The 18492-nt window shown below is 58.9% G+C and carries 20 protein-coding genes; 11 read left to right on the top strand and 9 right to left on the bottom strand.

Translation table 11 applies throughout. From position 1 onward, the window contains the following. Positions 1-682 precede the first annotated feature (682 nt). The 9 genes from rpmH to GUC32_RS24380 all read left to right on the top strand — a co-directional run bounded on the left by rpmH (position 683) and on the right by GUC32_RS24380 (position 8626). Entirely contained in the window at positions 683-823 is a 141-nt protein-coding gene (gene rpmH / locus GUC32_RS24420; protein ID WP_000831330.1) for a 50S ribosomal protein L34, read from the top strand. A 17-nt stretch (positions 824-840) separates the two neighbouring features. Continuing rightward, positions 841-1200, top strand: a complete 360-nt coding sequence (gene rnpA / locus GUC32_RS24415; RefSeq protein WP_004933883.1) for a ribonuclease P protein component — start codon at positions 841-843, stop codon at positions 1198-1200. Continuing rightward, positions 1164-1421, top strand: coding sequence for a membrane protein insertion efficiency factor YidD (yidD, locus tag GUC32_RS24410; RefSeq protein ID WP_004933881.1), 258 nt, complete (start codon positions 1164-1166; stop codon positions 1419-1421). Before rnpA ends, yidD begins: the two co-directional genes overlap by 37 nt. A gap of 2 nt (positions 1422-1423) precedes the next feature. Then, a complete protein-coding gene (yidC, locus tag GUC32_RS24405) occupies positions 1424-3061 on the top strand; it encodes a membrane protein insertase YidC (protein ID WP_025304756.1) in 1638 nt (545 codons plus the stop codon). Positions 3062-3157: 96 nt separating this feature from the next. Continuing rightward, positions 3158-4522 carry a tRNA uridine-5-carboxymethylaminomethyl(34) synthesis GTPase MnmE gene (mnmE, locus tag GUC32_RS24400; protein ID WP_025304755.1) on the top strand — a complete coding sequence of 455 codons (1365 nt, stop codon included), beginning with the start codon at positions 3158-3160 and terminating at the stop codon, positions 4520-4522. A 111-nt stretch (positions 4523-4633) separates the two neighbouring features. Further along, a complete protein-coding gene (locus GUC32_RS24395) occupies positions 4634-5947 on the top strand; it encodes a lysine N(6)-hydroxylase/L-ornithine N(5)-oxygenase family protein (RefSeq protein WP_025304754.1) in 1314 nt (437 codons plus the stop codon). A 95-nt stretch (positions 5948-6042) separates the two neighbouring features. Then, positions 6043-6768, top strand: a complete 726-nt coding sequence (locus GUC32_RS24390) for a 4'-phosphopantetheinyl transferase superfamily protein (RefSeq protein WP_025304753.1) — start codon at positions 6043-6045, stop codon at positions 6766-6768. Positions 6769-6929: 161 nt separating this feature from the next. Next, a complete protein-coding gene (locus GUC32_RS24385; RefSeq protein WP_025304752.1) occupies positions 6930-7496 on the top strand; it encodes an NADPH-dependent FMN reductase in 567 nt (188 codons plus the stop codon). A gap of 77 nt (positions 7497-7573) precedes the next feature. Continuing rightward, the gene (locus tag GUC32_RS24380) at positions 7574-8626 is read left to right on the top strand and encodes a hypothetical protein (protein ID WP_025304751.1); all 1053 of its coding nucleotides are present in this window, start codon (positions 7574-7576) and stop codon (positions 8624-8626) included. 34 nt (positions 8627-8660) lie between these two features. Here GUC32_RS24380 and GUC32_RS24375 read toward each other — a convergent pair whose 3' ends face one another. After that, entirely contained in the window at positions 8661-9998 is a 1338-nt protein-coding gene (locus GUC32_RS24375) for an NCS2 family permease (protein WP_004933851.1), read from the bottom strand. A 232-nt stretch (positions 9999-10230) separates the two neighbouring features. Here GUC32_RS24375 and GUC32_RS24370 point away from each other — a divergent pair, with 232 nt between their 5' ends. After that, positions 10231-10635: an NUDIX domain-containing protein gene (locus GUC32_RS24370; RefSeq protein WP_016929609.1), complete on the top strand. Its 405-nt coding sequence runs from the start codon at positions 10231-10233 to the stop codon at positions 10633-10635. A gap of 46 nt (positions 10636-10681) precedes the next feature. Further along, on the top strand, positions 10682-11350 hold the full coding sequence (yieH, locus tag GUC32_RS24365) for a 6-phosphogluconate phosphatase (RefSeq protein WP_025304749.1): 669 nt from the start codon (positions 10682-10684) through the stop codon (positions 11348-11350). Here the strand turns inward: yieH and GUC32_RS24360 are convergent. The 8 genes from GUC32_RS24360 to pstS form a co-directional block, all read right to left on the bottom strand. After that, the gene (locus tag GUC32_RS24360) at positions 11347-12087 is read right to left on the bottom strand and encodes an amino acid ABC transporter permease (protein ID WP_004933841.1); all 741 of its coding nucleotides are present in this window, start codon (positions 12085-12087) and stop codon (positions 11347-11349) included. The genes yieH and GUC32_RS24360 overlap by 4 nt on opposite strands. Before the next feature lies 1 nt (position 12088). Continuing rightward, positions 12089-12802, bottom strand: coding sequence for an amino acid ABC transporter permease (locus tag GUC32_RS24355; protein WP_025304748.1), 714 nt, complete (start codon positions 12800-12802; stop codon positions 12089-12091). Positions 12803-12883: 81 nt separating this feature from the next. Further along, the gene (locus GUC32_RS24350; RefSeq protein WP_019455482.1) at positions 12884-13723 is read right to left on the bottom strand and encodes an ABC transporter substrate-binding protein; all 840 of its coding nucleotides are present in this window, start codon (positions 13721-13723) and stop codon (positions 12884-12886) included. 168 nt (positions 13724-13891) lie between these two features. Then, positions 13892-14626: a phosphate signaling complex protein PhoU gene (gene phoU, locus GUC32_RS24345; protein WP_369435477.1), complete on the bottom strand. Its 735-nt coding sequence runs from the start codon at positions 14624-14626 to the stop codon at positions 13892-13894. A gap of 11 nt (positions 14627-14637) precedes the next feature. Further along, positions 14638-15414, bottom strand: a complete 777-nt coding sequence (gene pstB, locus GUC32_RS24340) for a phosphate ABC transporter ATP-binding protein PstB (protein WP_004933831.1) — start codon at positions 15412-15414, stop codon at positions 14638-14640. 48 nt (positions 15415-15462) lie between these two features. Further along, positions 15463-16353 (bottom strand): phosphate ABC transporter permease PstA, encoded by an 891-nt coding sequence (gene pstA / locus GUC32_RS24335; protein WP_025304746.1) that lies wholly within the window; start codon positions 16351-16353, stop codon positions 15463-15465. Between the two features lies 1 nt (position 16354). After that, entirely contained in the window at positions 16355-17311 is a 957-nt protein-coding gene (gene pstC, locus GUC32_RS24330; RefSeq protein WP_016929615.1) for a phosphate ABC transporter permease PstC, read from the bottom strand. Positions 17312-17402: 91 nt separating this feature from the next. After that, positions 17403-18443 carry a phosphate ABC transporter substrate-binding protein PstS gene (pstS, locus tag GUC32_RS24325; RefSeq protein WP_164099858.1) on the bottom strand — a complete coding sequence of 347 codons (1041 nt, stop codon included), beginning with the start codon at positions 18441-18443 and terminating at the stop codon, positions 17403-17405. Positions 18444-18492 lie beyond the last annotated feature (49 nt).

Here is an 18492-nt window from a genome sequence, read left to right as displayed (position 1 = left end):
GGCGGACTCCACTCGAACAAGATCAATAAAGAAAAGAAACGGGCAACTTTTTTATAACTCATGATTTTTGACACATACCCGGCATCGGCTGTTTGCCTGTGGGGGATGCGAACCGCCTTTCACGGTTTGTGTCCCTCACGATCCCGGCATGAGGGATCGCGATCGGAATGACGGATCATAGCGCAATCCGAGCAAGAGATCCTCCCCTTCCTCACAGATTAGATCCATTTTATCCACAGGCCGCGGCCGGCGGCGATCTTTTCACCGCCAACGCCGAATGACCGCGCAGATCCCGGCCGCTGCGCCGCGTTTTTTACATTGTCAACCGGTTATACCCTGTTATCCACGTCGGATCCTGGGATCGCGCGCAAAGGATCTCACGGGGATCCTTGCGATTTCACCCCGAGTCCGTATAATCTTCGCCCTACGTGTGATACCTGGTTCCTTATGGTGCGTCATTAGCCAGACAGGATTCTGCGGTGACCACGGGCCAAGACCGGATTTTGTTCCGTTATTGGCAGACAACCAGGTAGGCTGGCGCGATGCGAATTGACTCAGGACTGTACAATTATTACAATCCCGCTTCTTTATGTATTGCGATTGAGGCGTCGGTCATCTTCACGCCGAGTAGCCAAACGCGTTTACTGATCAGTAATTATTTTAAGTTTAGGTAGAAATCGCTATGAAACGCACTTTCCAACCGTCCGTATTGAAGCGCAACCGTAGCCACGGTTTCCGTGCTCGTATGGCCACCAAAAATGGTCGTCAAGTTCTGGCCCGCCGTCGTGCGAAAGGCCGTGCTCGTCTGACTGTTTCTAAGTAATAAAGCTAACCCGCTGAGTGGTTAAGCTCGCTTTTCCCAGGGAGTTACGTTTGTTAACTCCCACTCATTTCACTTTCGTCTTCCAGCAGCCACAACGGGCTGGCACGCCGCAAATCACCATCCTCGGCCGCCTGAACCAGCTGGGGCATCCCCGCATCGGTCTTACCGTCGCCAAAAAACACGTCAAACGCGCGCACGAGCGTAATCGGATCAAACGCCTAACCCGCGAAAGCTTCCGCTTGCGTCAGCACGAATTACCGGCGATGGATTTTGTCGTGGTGGCCAAAAAGGGGATAGCGGATTTGGATAACCGCGCGCTGACGGAAGCTTTGGATAAATTATGGCGTCGCCACTGTCGCCAGGCTCCCGCATCCTGATCGGGCTGGTGCGGGCCTATCAGCTCGTCATCAGTCCGCTGCTAGGGCCTCGTTGTCGCTTCCAGCCGACATGCTCTCATTACGCAATTGAGGCATTAAGCAGGTTTGGCATGATAAAAGGCAGTTGGTTAGCATTGAAACGCGTATTAAAATGCCACCCTTTGAACCCAGGTGGCGATGATCCGGTGCCGCCAAAAACCGACGATAACAGAGAACACTAACGATGGATTCGCAACGCAATCTTCTCCTCATCGCTCTGCTGTTCGTGTCTTTCATGATCTGGCAGGCATGGCAAACGGACAATGCTCCGCAGCCGGCCGCACAGACCACGCAACAGACTTCGAACGCAGTAGCCGGTGATGCCGCCAGCCAGGCCGTGCCAGCCAGTGGTCAGGGTAAGCTGATTACCGTGAACACCGACGTGCTGTCACTGACCATCAACACCCGTGGTGGCGATATCGAGCAGGCTAAACTGTTGGCCTACCCGGATACCCTGGGTTCATCGACTCCGTTCCAACTGCTGGAAACCACTCCGTCGTTCGTCTATCAGGCACAAAGCGGCCTGACCGGTAAAAACGGCCCGGACAACCCGGCCAACGGCGAGCGCCCGCTGTATCAGGCGGCGCAGGACAGCTACACCCTGCCGGAAGGCCAGGACGAGCTGCGCATCCCGCTGACCTACACCGATAAAGACGGCGCGATCTACACCAAGACCTTCGTGCTCAAACGCAATCACTATGCGGTCGGCGTGGATTACAGCATCGACAATAAAGGCGCGACGCCGCTGGAGCTGACCCTGTTCGGCCAGCTGAAGCAGACCACCGAATTGCCTAAGCACCGCGACACCGGCAGCAGCAACTTCGCGCTGCACACCTTCCGCGGCGCGGCGTACTCGTCCAGCGAGGACAAGTACCAGAAATACGCGTTCGACAAAGACGAAAACCTGAGCGTCACCACCAAAGACGGTTGGGTCGCCATGCTGCAGCAGTACTTCGCCACCGCGTGGGTACCGGCGACCAAGGGTGACAACACCTTCTACACCGCCAAACCGGGTGACAACCTGTCCACCATCGGCTTCAAATCTACGCCGGTCGTGGTGCAGCCGGGCGCTCAGCAGCAGCTGAACGCGACCCTGTGGGTCGGCCCGGAGCTGCAGGATCAGATGGCCCAGTTGGCGCCGCACCTGGATCTGACCGTGGATTACGGCTGGCTGTGGTTCATCTCCCAGCCGCTGTTCAAACTGCTGAAGTTCATCCACGGCTTTATCGGTAACTGGGGCTTCTCCATCATCATCATCACCTTCATCGTGCGCGGCATCATGTACCCGCTGACCAAGGCGCAGTACACCTCGATGGCGAAAATGCGCATGCTGCAGCCGAAGCTGCAGGCGATGCGCGAGCGCATCGGCGATGACAAACAGCGCATGAGCCAAGAGATGATGGCGCTGTACAAGTCGGAGAAAGTGAACCCGCTCGGCGGCTGCCTGCCGCTGATCATTCAGATGCCGATCTTCCTGGCGCTGTACTACATGCTGATGGGCTCGGTCGAGCTGCGCCACGCGCCGTTCGCCCTGTGGATCCATGACCTGTCGGCGCAAGACCCGTACTACATCCTGCCAATCCTGATGGGCGTGACGATGTTCTTCATTCAGAAGATGTCGCCAACCACCGTGACTGACCCGATGCAGCAGAAAATCATGACCTTCATGCCGGTGATCTTCACAGTGTTCTTCCTGTGGTTCCCGTCCGGTCTGGTGCTGTATTACATCGTCAGTAACCTGGTGACCATCCTGCAGCAGCAGCTGATTTACCGTGGTCTGGAAAAACGCGGTCTGCACAGCCGCGACAAGAAAAAAAGCTAAGCGTATTGTAGGGGTTCGGCGCGCCGACCCTTGCAGTCACCCCAAAGGCGGTCATTAGACCGCCTTTTTGCATCTTAATCGTCAGAGAGAACCGTTATGAGCACCACCGATACCATCGTTGCCCAAGCCACCCCGCCGGGACGCGGCGGCGTCGGCATTCTGCGCATTTCCGGAAGCAAGGCCAAAGACGTCGCCCAGGCGTTGCTCGGCAAGCTGCCGAAGCCGCGCTACGCTGACTATCTGCCGTTCCGCGACGCCACGGGCGCCACCCTCGATCAGGGCATCGCGCTGTGGTTCCCGGGGCCGAACTCCTTTACCGGCGAAGACGTGCTGGAACTGCAGGGCCACGGCGGGCCGGTGATCCTCGATCTGTTGCTCAAGCGCGTGCTGGCGCTCCCTGACGTGCGCATCGCACGGCCCGGCGAGTTCTCCGAACGCGCGTTCCTCAACGACAAACTCGATTTGGCGCAGGCCGAAGCGATTGCCGATCTGATCGACGCCAGCTCCGAGCAGGCGGCGCGTTCGGCGATGAACTCGCTGCAGGGTGCGTTCTCCACCCGCATCCACCAGCTCGTGGAAGCGCTCACTCACTTGCGAATCTACGTGGAAGCGGCGATCGACTTCCCGGATGAGGAAATTGATTTCCTGTCCGACGGTAAAATCGAGGCGCAGCTCAACGACGTAATGGCGGATCTGGACAACGTGCGCGGCGAAGCGCGCCAGGGCAGCCTGCTGCGCGAAGGGATGAAGGTGGTGATCGCCGGGCGCCCCAACGCAGGTAAATCCAGCCTGCTCAATGCGTTGGCCGGGCGCGAGGCGGCGATCGTCACCGATATCGCCGGCACCACCCGCGACGTCTTGCGCGAACATATCCATATCGACGGCATGCCGCTGCACATCATCGATACAGCCGGCCTGCGCGACGCCAGCGACGAAGTTGAGCGTATCGGCATCGAACGTGCGTGGAACGAGATTGAACAGGCCGACAGAGTGCTGTTTATGGTTGACGGCACCACCACCGCCGCCACCGAGCCGGCGGCGATCTGGCCGGAGTTTATGGCGCGCCTGCCAGGCACGCTGCCGATCACCGTGGTGCGCAACAAGGCCGACATCACCGGTGAAACGCTGGGTCTGACGGAAGTGAATAACCACTCACTTATTCGCCTGTCGGCCCGCACCGGCGAAGGCGTCGATGTGCTGCGCGATCATCTTAAACAGAGCATGGGCTTCACCAGCAATATGGAAGGCGGCTTTCTGGCGCGCCGTCGCCACCTGCAGGCGCTGGAATTGGCGGCACAGCACCTGGTGCAGGGTAAAGAACAGTTAGTGAGCGCTTACGCGGGGGAGCTGCTGGCCGAGGAACTGCGCCAGGCGCAGCTGGCCCTAAGTGAAATCACCGGCGAATTCACCTCCGACGATCTGCTGGGCCGTATCTTCTCAAGCTTCTGTATCGGGAAATAATCGACGGCGAGCGCCGTATCCTACTCGGCGCCCGCATGTTACTTCTCCCGGCGGCATCAAAACTCACCTAAGCTTATCTCATCAATTTTGCTGCGTGAGAGATAAGCTTACATGAACGAACCTTTAGACTTGATCGGCGTGGGATTGGGGCCTTTCAATCTCAGTCTGGCCGCTCTGGCCGCCGAAAGCGGCGCCGTCAATTATACCTTTCTCGATCGTAACGCCAGCTTCCGTTGGCATCCCGGTATGCTGCTGCCCTCAGCTTATATGCAAACCTATGTACTTCAAGATCTGGTTACCGCCGTCAGCCCACGCAGCCAATTTTCATTTATTAATTACTTGGTCGAACAGAAAAAAATTTATCGTTTTTTAATCACCGAGCAGCAAATTATCAGCCGGGAAGAATTCTCCGACTACCTGAGTTGGGCCTGCGAAAGGTTAGACGGGCTACAGTTTTCACAGTCCGTAGAGCGTATTGATTTCGACGATGAAAAAGGTTTGTTCAAGGTATGTACCCACAACCAGACCCTGTGGGCGAAAAATATCTGTCTGGGTACCGGACATGACCCTTGGTTGCCGGAAGCATTTTACCCGGCGCTGGGTGAAAACTGCATGCATGCCGCCGAAATAGCCCTGCGCAATCCAGACTTCAGCGGCAAGCGGGTTATGGTGGTGGGCGGCGGCCAAAGCGGCGCCGATGTTTTTTTGAACGCGTTGCAGGGACACTGGGGCGAGCCGGCACAGCTGGATTGGCTCTCGCGTCGTCCCAATTTTCAGCCGCTGGACGAGTCCCCCTTCACCAACGAATATTTCACTCCTGAATACGTCGACTATTTCTATACGCTGCCGGCCGAGATCCGCGCACGTGAAATCAAAACACAGAAATTGCCGGCAGACGGCATCAGCAATCATACGCTGCGAACCTTGTACCGTGAGCTTTATATGCGTTTTGACGTGATGCGCCAGACACGCAATGTGCGTTTACTGCCCCATCGTACTCTACTGACCGTCGAATCAATGGATGAGGCTTTTCATCTGCGCACGCTTCACGGTCTGGAAAATCGCCGGGAAAGTTTCAGGGCTGATATCGTCATTCTCGCCACCGGCTATCGCGCCTCTCTGCCCGCGTACCTGAAACCCTTGGTGCCGCGCATCCCGCTCGATTCGAAGCAGCATCTACCGCTGCTGCCGAATTTTAATCTTGAATGGCTCGGGCCGGAGCAAAATCGAATTTATGCGGTAAATGCCGGGATACACAGCCACGGCAGCGCAGAAGGCGGACTGAGCCTGATGGCCTGGCGTTCAGCGCGCATCCTCAATCACTTGCTGGGCAAGCCATACTTTGATTTGGCACCGAACGCATCAATGATCCAATGGTGGAGCGATGCCGCGTCGGACGATACCTCTTCCATCGTTAATAAATAGGATAATCCGCATAGTGTTTTTTGATGATAAATCCTCAACTTAGTCTTAATCTAACACCCCTGCGTTCTTAGCGACCCTCTGTCATGGAGTGAACAATGGCGTGTCATTTTGCCCGATGGACCCCGGCCTCCGCTGTCCTGGATACCCAGAGACTCTCCGACGAAGTGATAGCCGCCACCCGCACCTTTTCCGTTAAGCGCCGCACGCGCTACCTGCAAGGGCGCATTCTGCTCGCCGAAATGATGTTCTACCTGTACGGCTTGCCGACGCTCCCCCCTATAGCCACCACGCCGACCGGCCGCCCCTGTTTCGCCGATCATCAGCTGCCCGATTTTAGCCTCGCCTACGCCAGCAACACCGTGGGCGTACTGCTTAGCGACGAGGGCAAGGTCGGACTGGATATCGAAGTGATGCGGGCGCGCGGCACCCGGCAAAGCGCGCTGCAACACGCGCATCAGACACCGGCGGAAAGTGCCTGGATCGGTGCGCAGGACGATCGGCTGGAGGCAGAAACTCAGCTGTGGAGCATCCGGCAAAGCGTGCTGAAAATTTCCGGCCTCGGTAACAGCGGCCAGTCTACGCTGCGTCTGCATCCCTTCTCCGGCCACCTGCGCTCCAGTGCCACGCCGGACGTTCAGGTGATGAGCGACGCCGACGAATACCTGAGCTGGGCCTGCGCCGGCAGCCCTGGGCTGGATCGCCTGCTGTGCTGGCGCTACGAAGAGCGCGGTGGACTGCACAAAGACGGGGAAATCTCACCGCGCAGCCCGGCGGCGTCCTCGCGCTTCGTTAAACTGACGGGCCTGAAGACGCCCGGTTAACGCGGCGCAAAGCGGATAACGCTGTCTTTACCGCTCGAGTCGCTGGATTAAATTGTAAAGACAGCTAAATGTTGAGCAATCGCCTATTCTCGACCCGCGCTTTAGCCTACTATTCGCCCATGTTGTACGCTGAATCTGCTCATTCGAAAGGGAGAATCATCATGTCAGACCAAGCCTTAAAAATCGTCACTCTGCTCGGCAGCCTGCGTAAAGGCTCTTACAACGCCATGGTGGCCCGCGCCCTGCCAGGGCTGGCTCCGCAGGGCGTCACCATTGAAGCGCTACCTTCCATCCGCGATATCCCACTGTACGACGCCGACATGCAACAGGGTGAAGGCTTCCCTGCCGCTGTCGAGGCGATCGCCGAACAGATCCGCCAGGCCGACGGCGTGATCATCGTCACCCCTGAATATAACTATTCCGTGCCCGGCGGGTTGAAGAACGCCATCGACTGGCTGTCTCGCTTGCCGAATCAGCCGCTGGCCGGCAAGCCGGTCGCCATTCAAACCAGCTCGATGGGGCCGATCGGCGGCGCGCGCTGCCAATACCATCTGCGCCAGATCCTGGTATTCCTCGATGCGATGGTAATGAACAAGCCTGAGTTTATGGGCGGCGTGATCCAGAGCAAGGTCGATGAACAGGCCGGTGAACTGAGCGATCAGGGAACGCTGGACTTCCTGACCGGCCAGCTGTCCGCGTTCAGCGATTTTATTCGCCGCGTGGAGTGACCGTCTCGCGGCGCCCACCGGGCGCCGCAACAGGACATGAAGTCCGTCAATTCATTGAAAATTAAAGCCATAGCATCATGTATTTTTTCATTTTAGCGTTATTTTTTGTTTCCATCACCAGTCCCGCTTTCGCCGCAGACATGCGTTATCCCGCCGGTGAAGAACCGCTGGAGCTGCCGGCACACAGTGCGCTCAACGCCCAGCTGTCGCGATCCGCGCAAAACCAGGAAGACAAAAAGCTGGGCGCCATGTCGCTGTACCTGACGCTGATGCGCGAAGACGGCCGCAATGTCTGGGCGCCCTACCAGTTGGCGGTGTCGTCGGCAGAGAAAGGGCAAACCGAGCTGGCGGAACGCTACCTGCAGCTGAGCGCCGACCGCGGCCTGTGGTACTACTACAACCTGCTGGAGGACGACGCCTTCAACAGCATTCAACATTCCGCCACCTACCAATCCATTTTGGCCGCCACCAAAGCGCGCTATCTGCAGCACGCTCGCCGCTATGAAGGCAAAGCCAGCTACGCGATGCCGGACGGCGAAGCGCCGCCCGAAGGCTGGCCAACGGTGATCTTCCTGCATACCTACGGCAAAGCCGCCGCTATCAGCCCCGAAGAACGGCTGCTGTTCGGCGAAATGGGCGTAGCCTACATCGAGATCAACGGCACGCAGATGCTGTCGGAAAACAGCTTCCGCTGGTCGAATTACAGCGATGAGAGCACCCAAACCGCCATTCAGCGTACGCTGCAACAGCTGGCTCCGCAGCTAAAGCTGAATACCCAACGGATTTACCTCAGCGCCCGCGGCCAGGGTGCACTGCACGCCGCCAACCTGATCGCGAAGTACCCGCAGTTTTACGCCGGCGCGCTCCTGATCGCCCCCAACGGGGAGATCAAGCCGGCCCAGCAGTCGCTGGCGGCGCAAAAGAAAATCGTGATGGCGTATTACGATCGGCAGAACTTCAGTGAGCAGGCGCTGGCGTTGCACTTCGCCAATCTGTTTGGAGAGGATAACCAGGTAGAGACGCTGCACTTCGCCCAGGGCGAGGATGCCGCCGGCAGTTGGCAGGCGCGCTTCAGGCGGCCGTTGCAGTGGGTGTTGGACCAGGCGCCGGACGCGACGCCGGGAGTCTAGCGTTCAGGGCCGACAGACGTCGGCCCTTTGGCTGTCAATGGCCGTCGACAAAGACGATTTTCAGTACGAACAGCAGCGCCACCACCACCACGCACGGGCTGATTTCACGCCAGCGGCCGGTGCCGAGCTTCATCACGCAGTAGGAGATAAAGCCGAGCGCGATACCTTCGGTGATCGAGAAACTGAACGGCATCATCACCGCGGTGACAAATGCCGGTACCGCTTCGGTCAGATCGTCCCACTTCACCCGCGCCAGGCTGGAGGTCATCAGTACACCGACATAGATCAGCGCGCCGGCGGCAGCGTAAGCCGGCACCATACCCGCCAACGGCGACAGGAAGATCACCAGCAGGAACAGCAGGCCAGTGACCACCGCCGTCAAACCGGTGCGGCCGCCGACGGCGACGCCGGACGAGCTTTCGATGTAAGCGGTCACGGAAGAGGTACCCGCCAGCGAACCGGCCACTGAGCTGATGCTGTCAACGTACAACGCCTGCTTCATACGCGGGAATTTGCCCTGGTTGTCGGTCAGGCCGGCTTTATCGGTAACGCCGATCAGGGTGCCGGAAGAGTCGAACAGGTTCACCAGCATAAACGAGAAGATAACCCCGGCCAGCCCGATGTTCAGCGCGCCGGCCACGTCGACCTGGCCCACCACCGAGGTGATACTCGGCGGCAGGGAGAACAGGCCACCGTATTTCACGTCGCCCAGCATCCAGCCGATCAGGGTGGTGACCACGATCGACACCAGCACCGCCGCGTGGAAGTTACGCGAAGAGAGCACGGCGATGATGAAGAAGCCGAGCGCCCCCAGCAGCACGTTGTGCGAGGTCAGGCTGCCGATGGTCACCAGCGTGTCCGGGTTAGCCACTACGATGCCGGCGTTTTTCAGCCCCATCATGCCGATGAACAGACCGATGCCGCTGGTAATGCCGACCCGCAGGCTGACCGGAATGTTAGCGATCATCCAATAGCGAATGCGGAAAATGGTCAGCAACAGCAGGCCGACCGCCCCCCAGAAGATGGCGCCCATGCCCACCTGCCAGGAGATGCCCATCGCGCCGACCACCACGAAGGCGAAGAAGGCGTTCAGGCCCATCGCCGGCGCCAGCGCCACCGGCAGGTTCGCCAGCAGGCCCATAAAGATGCTGCCGAAGGCGGCGATCAAACAGGTGGTGACAAATACCGCCTGGGTATCCATGCCCGCCGCGCCCAAAATTTGCGGGTTAACGAACACGATATACACCATGGTGAGAAAGGTGGTGATACCGGCAATCGTTTCCGTACGCGCCGTCGTGCCATGTTGCTTGAGTTTAAACACGCGCCCAAGCAAGCCTTGCTCAGCGTCAAGGCCAGATACTGGTTTGGTCATTATCAGAATTCCGAAAATGGGAATGGACAGTCGCCGGCTATCCTATAACAAAAAGTGGGGCTTTTGATGTCGGTCACAGGTTTTTTTCGCCGTCTTTACGGCTAAACGCGTCAACGGCTTGTATTTACAGGCATTCATCCCCCTTGCCGCCCGCTGCGTTGCCGTTTGCCGGCACGGCCGATAAAATGGCCTATCGCCCCTCTATCCCTATCCGTTAAAAACAGGAATCCGCATGTCTTCGACCTTTATCGATAAGCTGGCGTTGATCGCGCTGAAAGATGACAAAGTGGCGCTGGTGCGCTCACACAATAAGACGCTGTTTTATATGCCGGGCGGAAAGCGCGAAGCGGGCGAAACCGACGAACAGGCGCTGTGCCGCGAAATCGACGAAGAGCTGACCGTTGCGCTGCTGTCGCAATCCATCGCGTTTTACGGCGAATTCACCGGCCCGGCGGACGGCAAGCAGGACGGCACCCAGGTGCGCATTCGCTGCTACCAGGCCGACTTTACCGGGCAGCTGCAGCCGGCCGCCGAAATCGCCGAGCTGAAGTGGTGCGACAGTCGCGATCTGCCGCAGTGCTCACACGTCGCCGCGCTAATTTTGCACGATCTCAAGGCGCGTAACCTGATCAAATGATCGCTGAGCGGCCTCAGCGGCGTTAACCCGAAGGAACCTGTCCCGCATGAATCAGATTGACTGCATTTTGTTCGACTGCGATGGCACGCTGGTAGACAGCGAAGTGCTGTGCAGCAAAGCCTATGTGCACATGTTCGCCCACTACGGCATTCATCTGTCGCTGGAAGAGGTATTCAAGAAATACAAAGGGGTGAAGCTGTACGAGATCATCGATCGGGTCAACGCCGAGCAGGGCACTGACCTGGCCAAAGAGACACTGGAGCCGCTGTATCGGCAGGAAGTGGCGCGGTTGTTCGACAGCGAACTGCAACAGATTGCCGGCGCCCGTGAGCTGCTGGCGCAGATAACGGTGCCTGTCTGCACCGTCTCCAACGGGCCGGTCAGCAAGATGCAGCATTCGCTCGGCCTAACCGGCATGCTGCCTTATTTTGATGACCGGTTATTCAGCGGCTATGACATTCAGCGCTGGAAGCCGGATCCGGCGATCGTGTTTCACGCCGCCGAACAGATGCAGGTGCCGGTGACGCGCTGCATCCTGGTGGACGATTCGCCCGCCGGCGCGCAGGCCGGCATCCATGCCGGCATCCCGGTCTTTTACTTCTGCGCCGATCCGCATAACCCGCCGATTGACCACCCGCTGGTGACCACGTTTGACGACCTGGCCCAACTGCCCGCGCTGTGGCGCGAACGCGGCTGGCGGCTCACGGCCGATTAACTGGCCGGCAACGGCGGCTTGTTGCGCCACCAGCGCCAGGACCGTTTCAGCGCGCGGGTTTGCGCGCCGAAGCGGCGGTTGACCGCGTTGGCCAGCAGATCGAGCGCCAGGCAGAACACGAAGTAGACCAGCGCCACGAACAGGAACACTTCCATCGGATAGACCATGCTGCGGTTGTTGACCTGGGTCGCCAGGAAGGTCAGTTCGCCAACGCCGACGATATAAGCCAGCGAGGTGTCCTTGATCAGAGAGATCCACTGGTTGATGAACGACGGCACCATCATGCGCAGCGCCTGCGGCAGCACGATCATGCGCAGCGTCTGCCAACGCGTCAGCCCCAGAGAAAGCCCAGCCTGCCACTGGCCGGGGCCGATCGCGGCGATGCCGGCCTTCACTGCATGGGCCAGATAGGCCGAGGCGATCAGCGCCAGCGCGCACACCACGGTAGTGATTTCCGGGATCTCGACGCCAAACACCATCGGCAGCAGGAAATAGGTCCAGAAGATCAGCATGATGACCGGAATGGCGCGGAAAAAGCCCAACACCGCCGCCAGCAGCCCGGCGGCGACGCCGCGTGACATCGCCAGCGCCACGCCGAGTAAGGTGCCGAGCACCGCCGAGGCCACGCCGGCCATCAGGCTGATCGCCAACGTCAGCGCCGCGCCACCCAGCGGCCCGTCCGGCCAGGTGCCCCACAGCAGGTAACCCAGGTTGTCGTGAATCACGCTGAAATCCATCTCAATGTCCTCCCAGCGGTTTACGCTGTTGTCGCCACATGCCCCAACCTTCCAGCAGCGCGATGATGGCGATATACAGCACCGTCGCCACGCCGAACGCCTGGAAGGTGCGCAGGGTTTCGGTTTCGACCTGACGCGAGGCGTAAGAGAGTTCGGCAACGCCGATCGCCATGGTCAGCGACGAGTTCTTGATCACGTTCATGTATTGCCCCAGCAGCGGCGGCAGCGCGATTTTCAGCGCCTGCGGCAACACCACGTAGCGCATCGCCTGCCAGCCGGTCAGTCCCAGCGCCTGAGCGGCATATTTCTGCCCGCCGGCGACGCCGCGAATGCCGGAGCGGATCTCTTCGGCGATAAAGGCGGTGGAGTAGAGCGTCAGGCCAAAGAAACCGGCGAGAAACTCGAACGACGGCCACTCAAGCGGGCCGACCTGATGTGAGCTGTTCAGCCACTGCATGGCGGCGGACGGCAGGATCTGCCCGGCGGCGAAGTACCAGAAGAACAGCTGCACCAGCAGCGGCGTATTGCGAAACAGCGAGCTGTACCCCATCGCCAGCCAACGCAACGGCCGCAGGCTGCTGTCGCGCATCGCCGCCAGCACAAAGCCCAGCAACGTGGCCGCCAGGCCCGCGCAGGCGGAAAGCCACAGCGTCAGCAGAAAGCCGTGCCACAGCCAGCTCAGGTATTGCGGCGCCAGCAGCCAGTCCAGGTTCATGTTCAATCCTTGTCTTGCAGAATGCATCAGGGGCGCAGCAAGCTGCGCCCCTCCGTGCCTATCTCACCGCAAGCGGTTAAGTCAGGCTTTTGGTTGCTGATCCAAAGGCGCGATTTTGAAATCGCCGCGCGGTTGAGCGGATTGGGTTTCCGGCCCGAACCAGCGATCGTAAATCTTAACCGCTTCGCCGTCTTTTTCCAGCTTGATCAGCGTCTCGTTCACCGCGGCGGTCAGGCGATCTTCACCCTTGGGAATGCCGACGCCCTGATACTCTTTGGTCAGGCTGAACGGCGAAATTTCAAACTCCGCCTTTTGCGCCGCCGGCAGGTTGCCGAGCAGGCCGACCAGCTTGGCGTCGTCCTGAGTGATCGCCTGCACGTTGCCGTTACGCAGCGCCACGAACGCCAGCGGGGTATCATCGTAGGAGATCACTTTCGCCGTCGGGAAACGCTCGCGCAGGGTGATTTCCTGCACCGTGCCCTTATCCGCGCCGATGCGCAGCTTCTTGATGTCTTCCGGCGTTTTCAACACGCCTTTGCGGGCGATGAATTTCTGGCCAGTGGCGAAGTACGGCACGCTGAAGTTCACTTCCTTGGCGCGCTCGTCGGTAATGGTGAAGTTGGCGGCAATCAGGTCAACCTTCTTCGACACCAGCAGCGGAATGCGGTTGGCCGGGTTGGTGGCGCGCAGCTCCACTTTCACCCCCAGCGCTTTGCCGATCGCGTCGGCGACATCCACATCGTAGCCCACCAGCTTCTTGCTCTGCGGATCGATGTAGCCGAACGGCGGGTTGCTGTCGAACACCGCGATGCGCACCACGCCGGCTTGCTTGATATCGTCAAGTTTGTCCGCGTGCGCGGCACCGGCGGCGAGGCCGGTCAGACTGGCTAACAACGTTAAGGCCAAAGCGCGATGTTTCATAGAAAGCTCCTAAGTGGTTGATGTCCTGCTGGCGGATAAGCTAGCAAGCGCCACATAGGTCAGGAAATAATATAAAAAGCTATATTTATAACCTTTTTATCTTTACGCGCTTAAGATGGAATAAAGGCGCGGGAAACCGCGCCTTTGAAGGATATTACCCGGAAAGGGTTAGTCGACTTTGTCGTCTTTACCGCCCGGGGAGAGCAGCTTTTCCAGGGCATCGCCACCCAAATGACGGAAATCCTGCCCTTTGACGAAATAGAAGATAAATTCGCAGATGTTCTGGCAGCGGTCGCCGATACGCTCGATAGAACGGGCGCAGAACAGCGCGGTCAGCACGCTCGGAATGGTGCGCGAATCTTCCATCATGTAGGTCATCAGCTGACGCACGATGCCTTCGTATTCCTGGTCGACTTTTTTATCTTCCCGGTAAATACGGATCGCCTCGTCCAGATCCATGCGCGCGAAGGCGTCCAGCACGTCGTGCAGCATCTGCACGGTGTGGCGCCCCAGCGACTCCAGGCTGACCAGCAGCGGCTGGTGCTGGTGCGAGAACTTCTCCAGCGCGGTGCGGCAGATCTTGTCCGCCACGTCGCCGATGCGCTCCAGCTCGGAAATGGTTTTGATGATCGCCATCACCAGACGCAGATCGCTGGCGGTCGGCTGGCGCTTGGCGATAATGCGCACGCAAGCTTCATCGATCGCCACTTCCATCATGTTGACCTTGGCGTCGCCTTCGATCACGCGCTTGGCCAGCTCGCCATCCTGATTGTGCATCGCGGTGATGGCGTCGGTCAGCTGCTGCTCCACCAGCCCGCCCATGGTCAGCACCTGGGTGCGGATATGCTCGAGCTCTGCGTTGAACTGGCCGGAAATGTGTTTGTTTAAATTCAGGTTATCCATGATGCTTCCTATCAACCATAACGGCCAGTGATGTAGTCTTCAGTCTGCTTTTTCTGCGGCGCAGTGAACAGGTTATCAGTATCACTGAACTCGATCAGCTCGCCCAGATACATAAATGCGGTAGAGTCGGAGCAGCGCGCCGCCTGCTGCATGTTGTGCGTCACGATCACCACGGTGTAATCAGCCTTCAGCTCGCTGATCAGCTCTTCAATCTTGCCGGTGGAGATCGGATCCAGCGCCGAGCAAGGCTCATCCAGCAACAACACTTCCGGACGAATGGCGATGCCGCGGGCGATGCACAAACGCTGCTGCTGGCCGCCGGAGAGGCTGTAGCCGCTCTGGTGCAGCTTGTCCTTGGTTTCATTCCACAGCGCCGCCTTGGTCAGCGCCCACTGCACGCGCTCGTCCATATCGGCGCGCGACAGCTTTTCAAACAGGCGAACGCCGAAGGCGATGTTGTCGTAAATCGACATCGGGAACGGCGTCGGCTTCTGGAACACCATGCCGACCTTGGCACGCAGCAGCGCGATATCCGAGTTGTCGGTCAGGATGTTCTGGCCGTCCAGCAGGATGCCGCCTTCCGCACGCTGTTCCGGGTACAGCTGGTACATCTTGTTGAAGGTGCGCAGCAGGGTAGATTTGCCGCAGCCGGACGGGCCGATAAACGCGGTGACCTTGTTCTTGGCGATATCCAGCGTGATGTTCTTCAGCGCATGGAATTTGCCATAGTAGAAGTTCAGATCGCGTACCTGAATTTTGCTGCTGGAAGCGTCAGTAACCATACTCATCAAGACTTCTCTCTTTTCATCAGCGCCGCCAAAGCGGCGCTCAAAATTTTATGAATGCTTTTTCTTGGCGAAAACCACGCGCGCCAGGATATTCAGTAACAGTACGCACAGGGTGATCAACAGCACCCCGGCCCAGGCCAGCTGTTGCCATTCGGCGAACGGGCTCATGGCGAATTTGAAGATGGTCACCGGCAGGTTGGCGATCGGCTGCATCAGGTCGGTGCTCCAGAACTGGTTCGACAGCGAAGTGAACAGCAGCGGTGCGGTTTCCCCCGCGATGCGTGCAATCGCCAGCAGCACGCCGGTGATGATGCCGGACACCGACGCCTTCAGCGTGATGGCGGAAATCATGCGCCATTTCGGCGTACCCAGGGCATAAGCGGCCTCGCGCAGCGTATCCGGTACCAGTTTCAGCATGTTCTCGGTGGTACGAATGACGATCGGCACCTGCAGCAGCGCCAGCGCCACGATGCCGGCCCAGCCGGAGAAGTGTTCCATCTTCGCCACCACGATGGTGTAAACGAACAGGCCCACCACGATCGACGGTGCGGACAGCAGAATGTCGTTGATAAAGCGGATCACTTCCGCCAGCCAGGATTTACGGCCGTATTCCGCCAGGTAGATGCCGGCCATGATGCCCAGCGGCGTACCGAAAAGGGTCGCCCACAGGATCAACAGGCCGCTGCCGGCGATAGCGTTGGCCAAGCCGCCGCCTGCGGTATTCGGCGGCGGGGTCATCTCGGTGAACAGCGCCAGCGACATGCCGTCGAAGCCTTTGGTGACGGTGGCGATCAGGATCCAGATCAGCCAGAACAACCCGAACGCCATGGTCGCCATCGACAGGAACAGCGCGAGGCGGTTTTTCTGCCGGCGCCAGGCCTGCATTTTGCGGCGGCTTTCCGCCAGAACGACTGCGTTTTGCATATCCATCGTCGCCATGTTAACGCCCCTCATTCTTGGCCAGACGCATGATCATCAGTTTCGACAGCGCCAGCACGATAAAGGTGATAACAAACAGAATCAGGCCCAGCTCCATCAACGCCGCGGTGTGCACGCCGGACTCAGCTTCGGCGAATTCGTTGGCCAGCGCCGAGGTGATGCTGTTGCCCGGCATATACAGCGAAGCGCTGTCGAGCTGGTAGGTGTTGCCGATGATAAAGGTCACCGCCATGGTTTCCCCCAGCGCACGGCCCAGGCCCAGCATCACGCCGCCGATGACGCCGTTTTTGGTGAACGGCAGCACGATGCGCCAGATGACTTCCCAAGTGGTGCAGCCGATGCCGTAGGCCGACTCTTTCATCATTACCGGCGTCTGTTCGAACACGTCGCGCATAACCGCAGCGATGTAAGGAATGATCATGATCGCCAGGATCACCCCGGCGGCCAGGATACCGATGCCGAAGGCCGGGCCGGAGAACAGCTCGCCGACGATAGGAATGCCTGACAGCACGTCGCCCACCGGCGTCTGGAAGTATTCGGCGAACAGCGGGGCGAACACAAACAGGCCCCACATGCCGTAGACGATGCTTGGGATGGCCGCCAGCAGCTCAATGGCGATGCCCAGCGGCCGCTTCAACCAGTTCGGCGCCAGTTCGGTCAGGAACAGCGCGATGCCGAAACTCACCGGCACGGCGATGATCAGCGCGATGAGCGAGGTGACCACGGTACCGTAGATCGGCACCAGCGCGCCGAACTGCTCCGCCGGTGCGTCCCACTCTTTGGTCCACAGGAAGGCGAAGCCGAATTTCTGCATGCTTGGCCAGGAGGCGAAGATCAGCGAAACGATGATGCCGCCCAGCAACAATAGGGTAATCAGCGCAGCCAGTCTCACCAGCGCGCTGAAAATGATGTCACCGTTTTTGCCCGGTGCTTTGATGGTCGGCTTGTACTCAGCCATAGATTACTCTCTGTTTGAACCCTGGCAGCCCCAACCGGGATCGGAGCCTGAAGAACTGTGTGGGGCGCGGCGAACCCGCGCCCCTGCGTTGTTAGTACAGCGCTTTACCTGAACTGTCTTTTACGTTGGTTTTCCAGGCCGCGCGCACCTGCTCAACCACTTCTGTCGGCAGGGTGGCGTAATCCAGCTCGTTAGCTTGTTTTGCACCGGTTTTGTAGGCCCAGTCGAAGAACTTCAGCACTTCGGCGCCCTGAGCAGGGTTTTTCTGCTCTTTGTGCACCAGGATGAAGGTGGTGGAGGTGATTGGCCACACGTTGTCGCCTTTCTGGTCAGTCAGATCCTGAGCGAAGGTTTTGCTCCAATCCGCACCTTTGGCGGCGTTGCTGAAGCTCTCTTCGGTCGGGCTGACCGGTTTGCCGTCGGCGGACACCAGCTTGGTGTAAGCCAGGTTGTTCTGCTTGGCGTAAGCGTATTCTACGTAGCCGATAGAGCCAGGCAGACGCTGAACGAAGGCGGCGATGCCGTCGTTGCCTTTGCCGCCCAGACCGGTCGGCCAGTTAACGGTAGAACCGGCGCCGATCTTCTCTTTCCACTGCGCATTCACCTTGGACAGGTAGCTGGTGAACACGAACGAGGTGCCGGAACCGTCGGCGCGGCGCACCACGGCGATGTTCTGGTCAGGCAGTTTCACGCCTGGGTTCAGCTTGGTGATAGCCGGATCGTTCCACTTTTTGACGTTGCCCAGGTAGATATCACCCAGGGTTTTACCGTCCAGCGTCAGTTCGCCGGATTTGATGCCCGGGATATTCACCGCCAGTACCACGCCGCCGATCACGGTCGGGAACTGGAACAGGCCATCGGCCGCCAGTTTGTCGTCAGACAGCGGAGCATCGGAAGCGCCAAAGTCAACGGTGTTGGCCACGATTTGCTTCACGCCGCCAGAGGAGCCGATGCCCTGATAGTTAACTTTGTTGCCGGTTTCTTTCTGATAAGAATCTGCCCACTTGGCGTAAACCGGAGCGGGGAATGTCGCACCTGCACCGGTCAGGCTGGCAGCAGCGAACGCGGACACGGCGGTCAGGGAGAAGGTCGCTGCCACAATACTGGCGACGGTGGTACGCATCAGTTTCATAATCCCTCCTAATGGGATACTTAAAATCGACTTCGAGTCGTTTTAATCA

Source organism: Serratia sp. NGAS9 (assembly GCF_009905295.1).
GTDB classification, from domain to species: domain Bacteria; phylum Pseudomonadota; class Gammaproteobacteria; order Enterobacterales; family Enterobacteriaceae; genus Serratia; species Serratia bockelmannii.
This window is presented reverse-complemented; position numbering and strand designations above follow the sequence as displayed.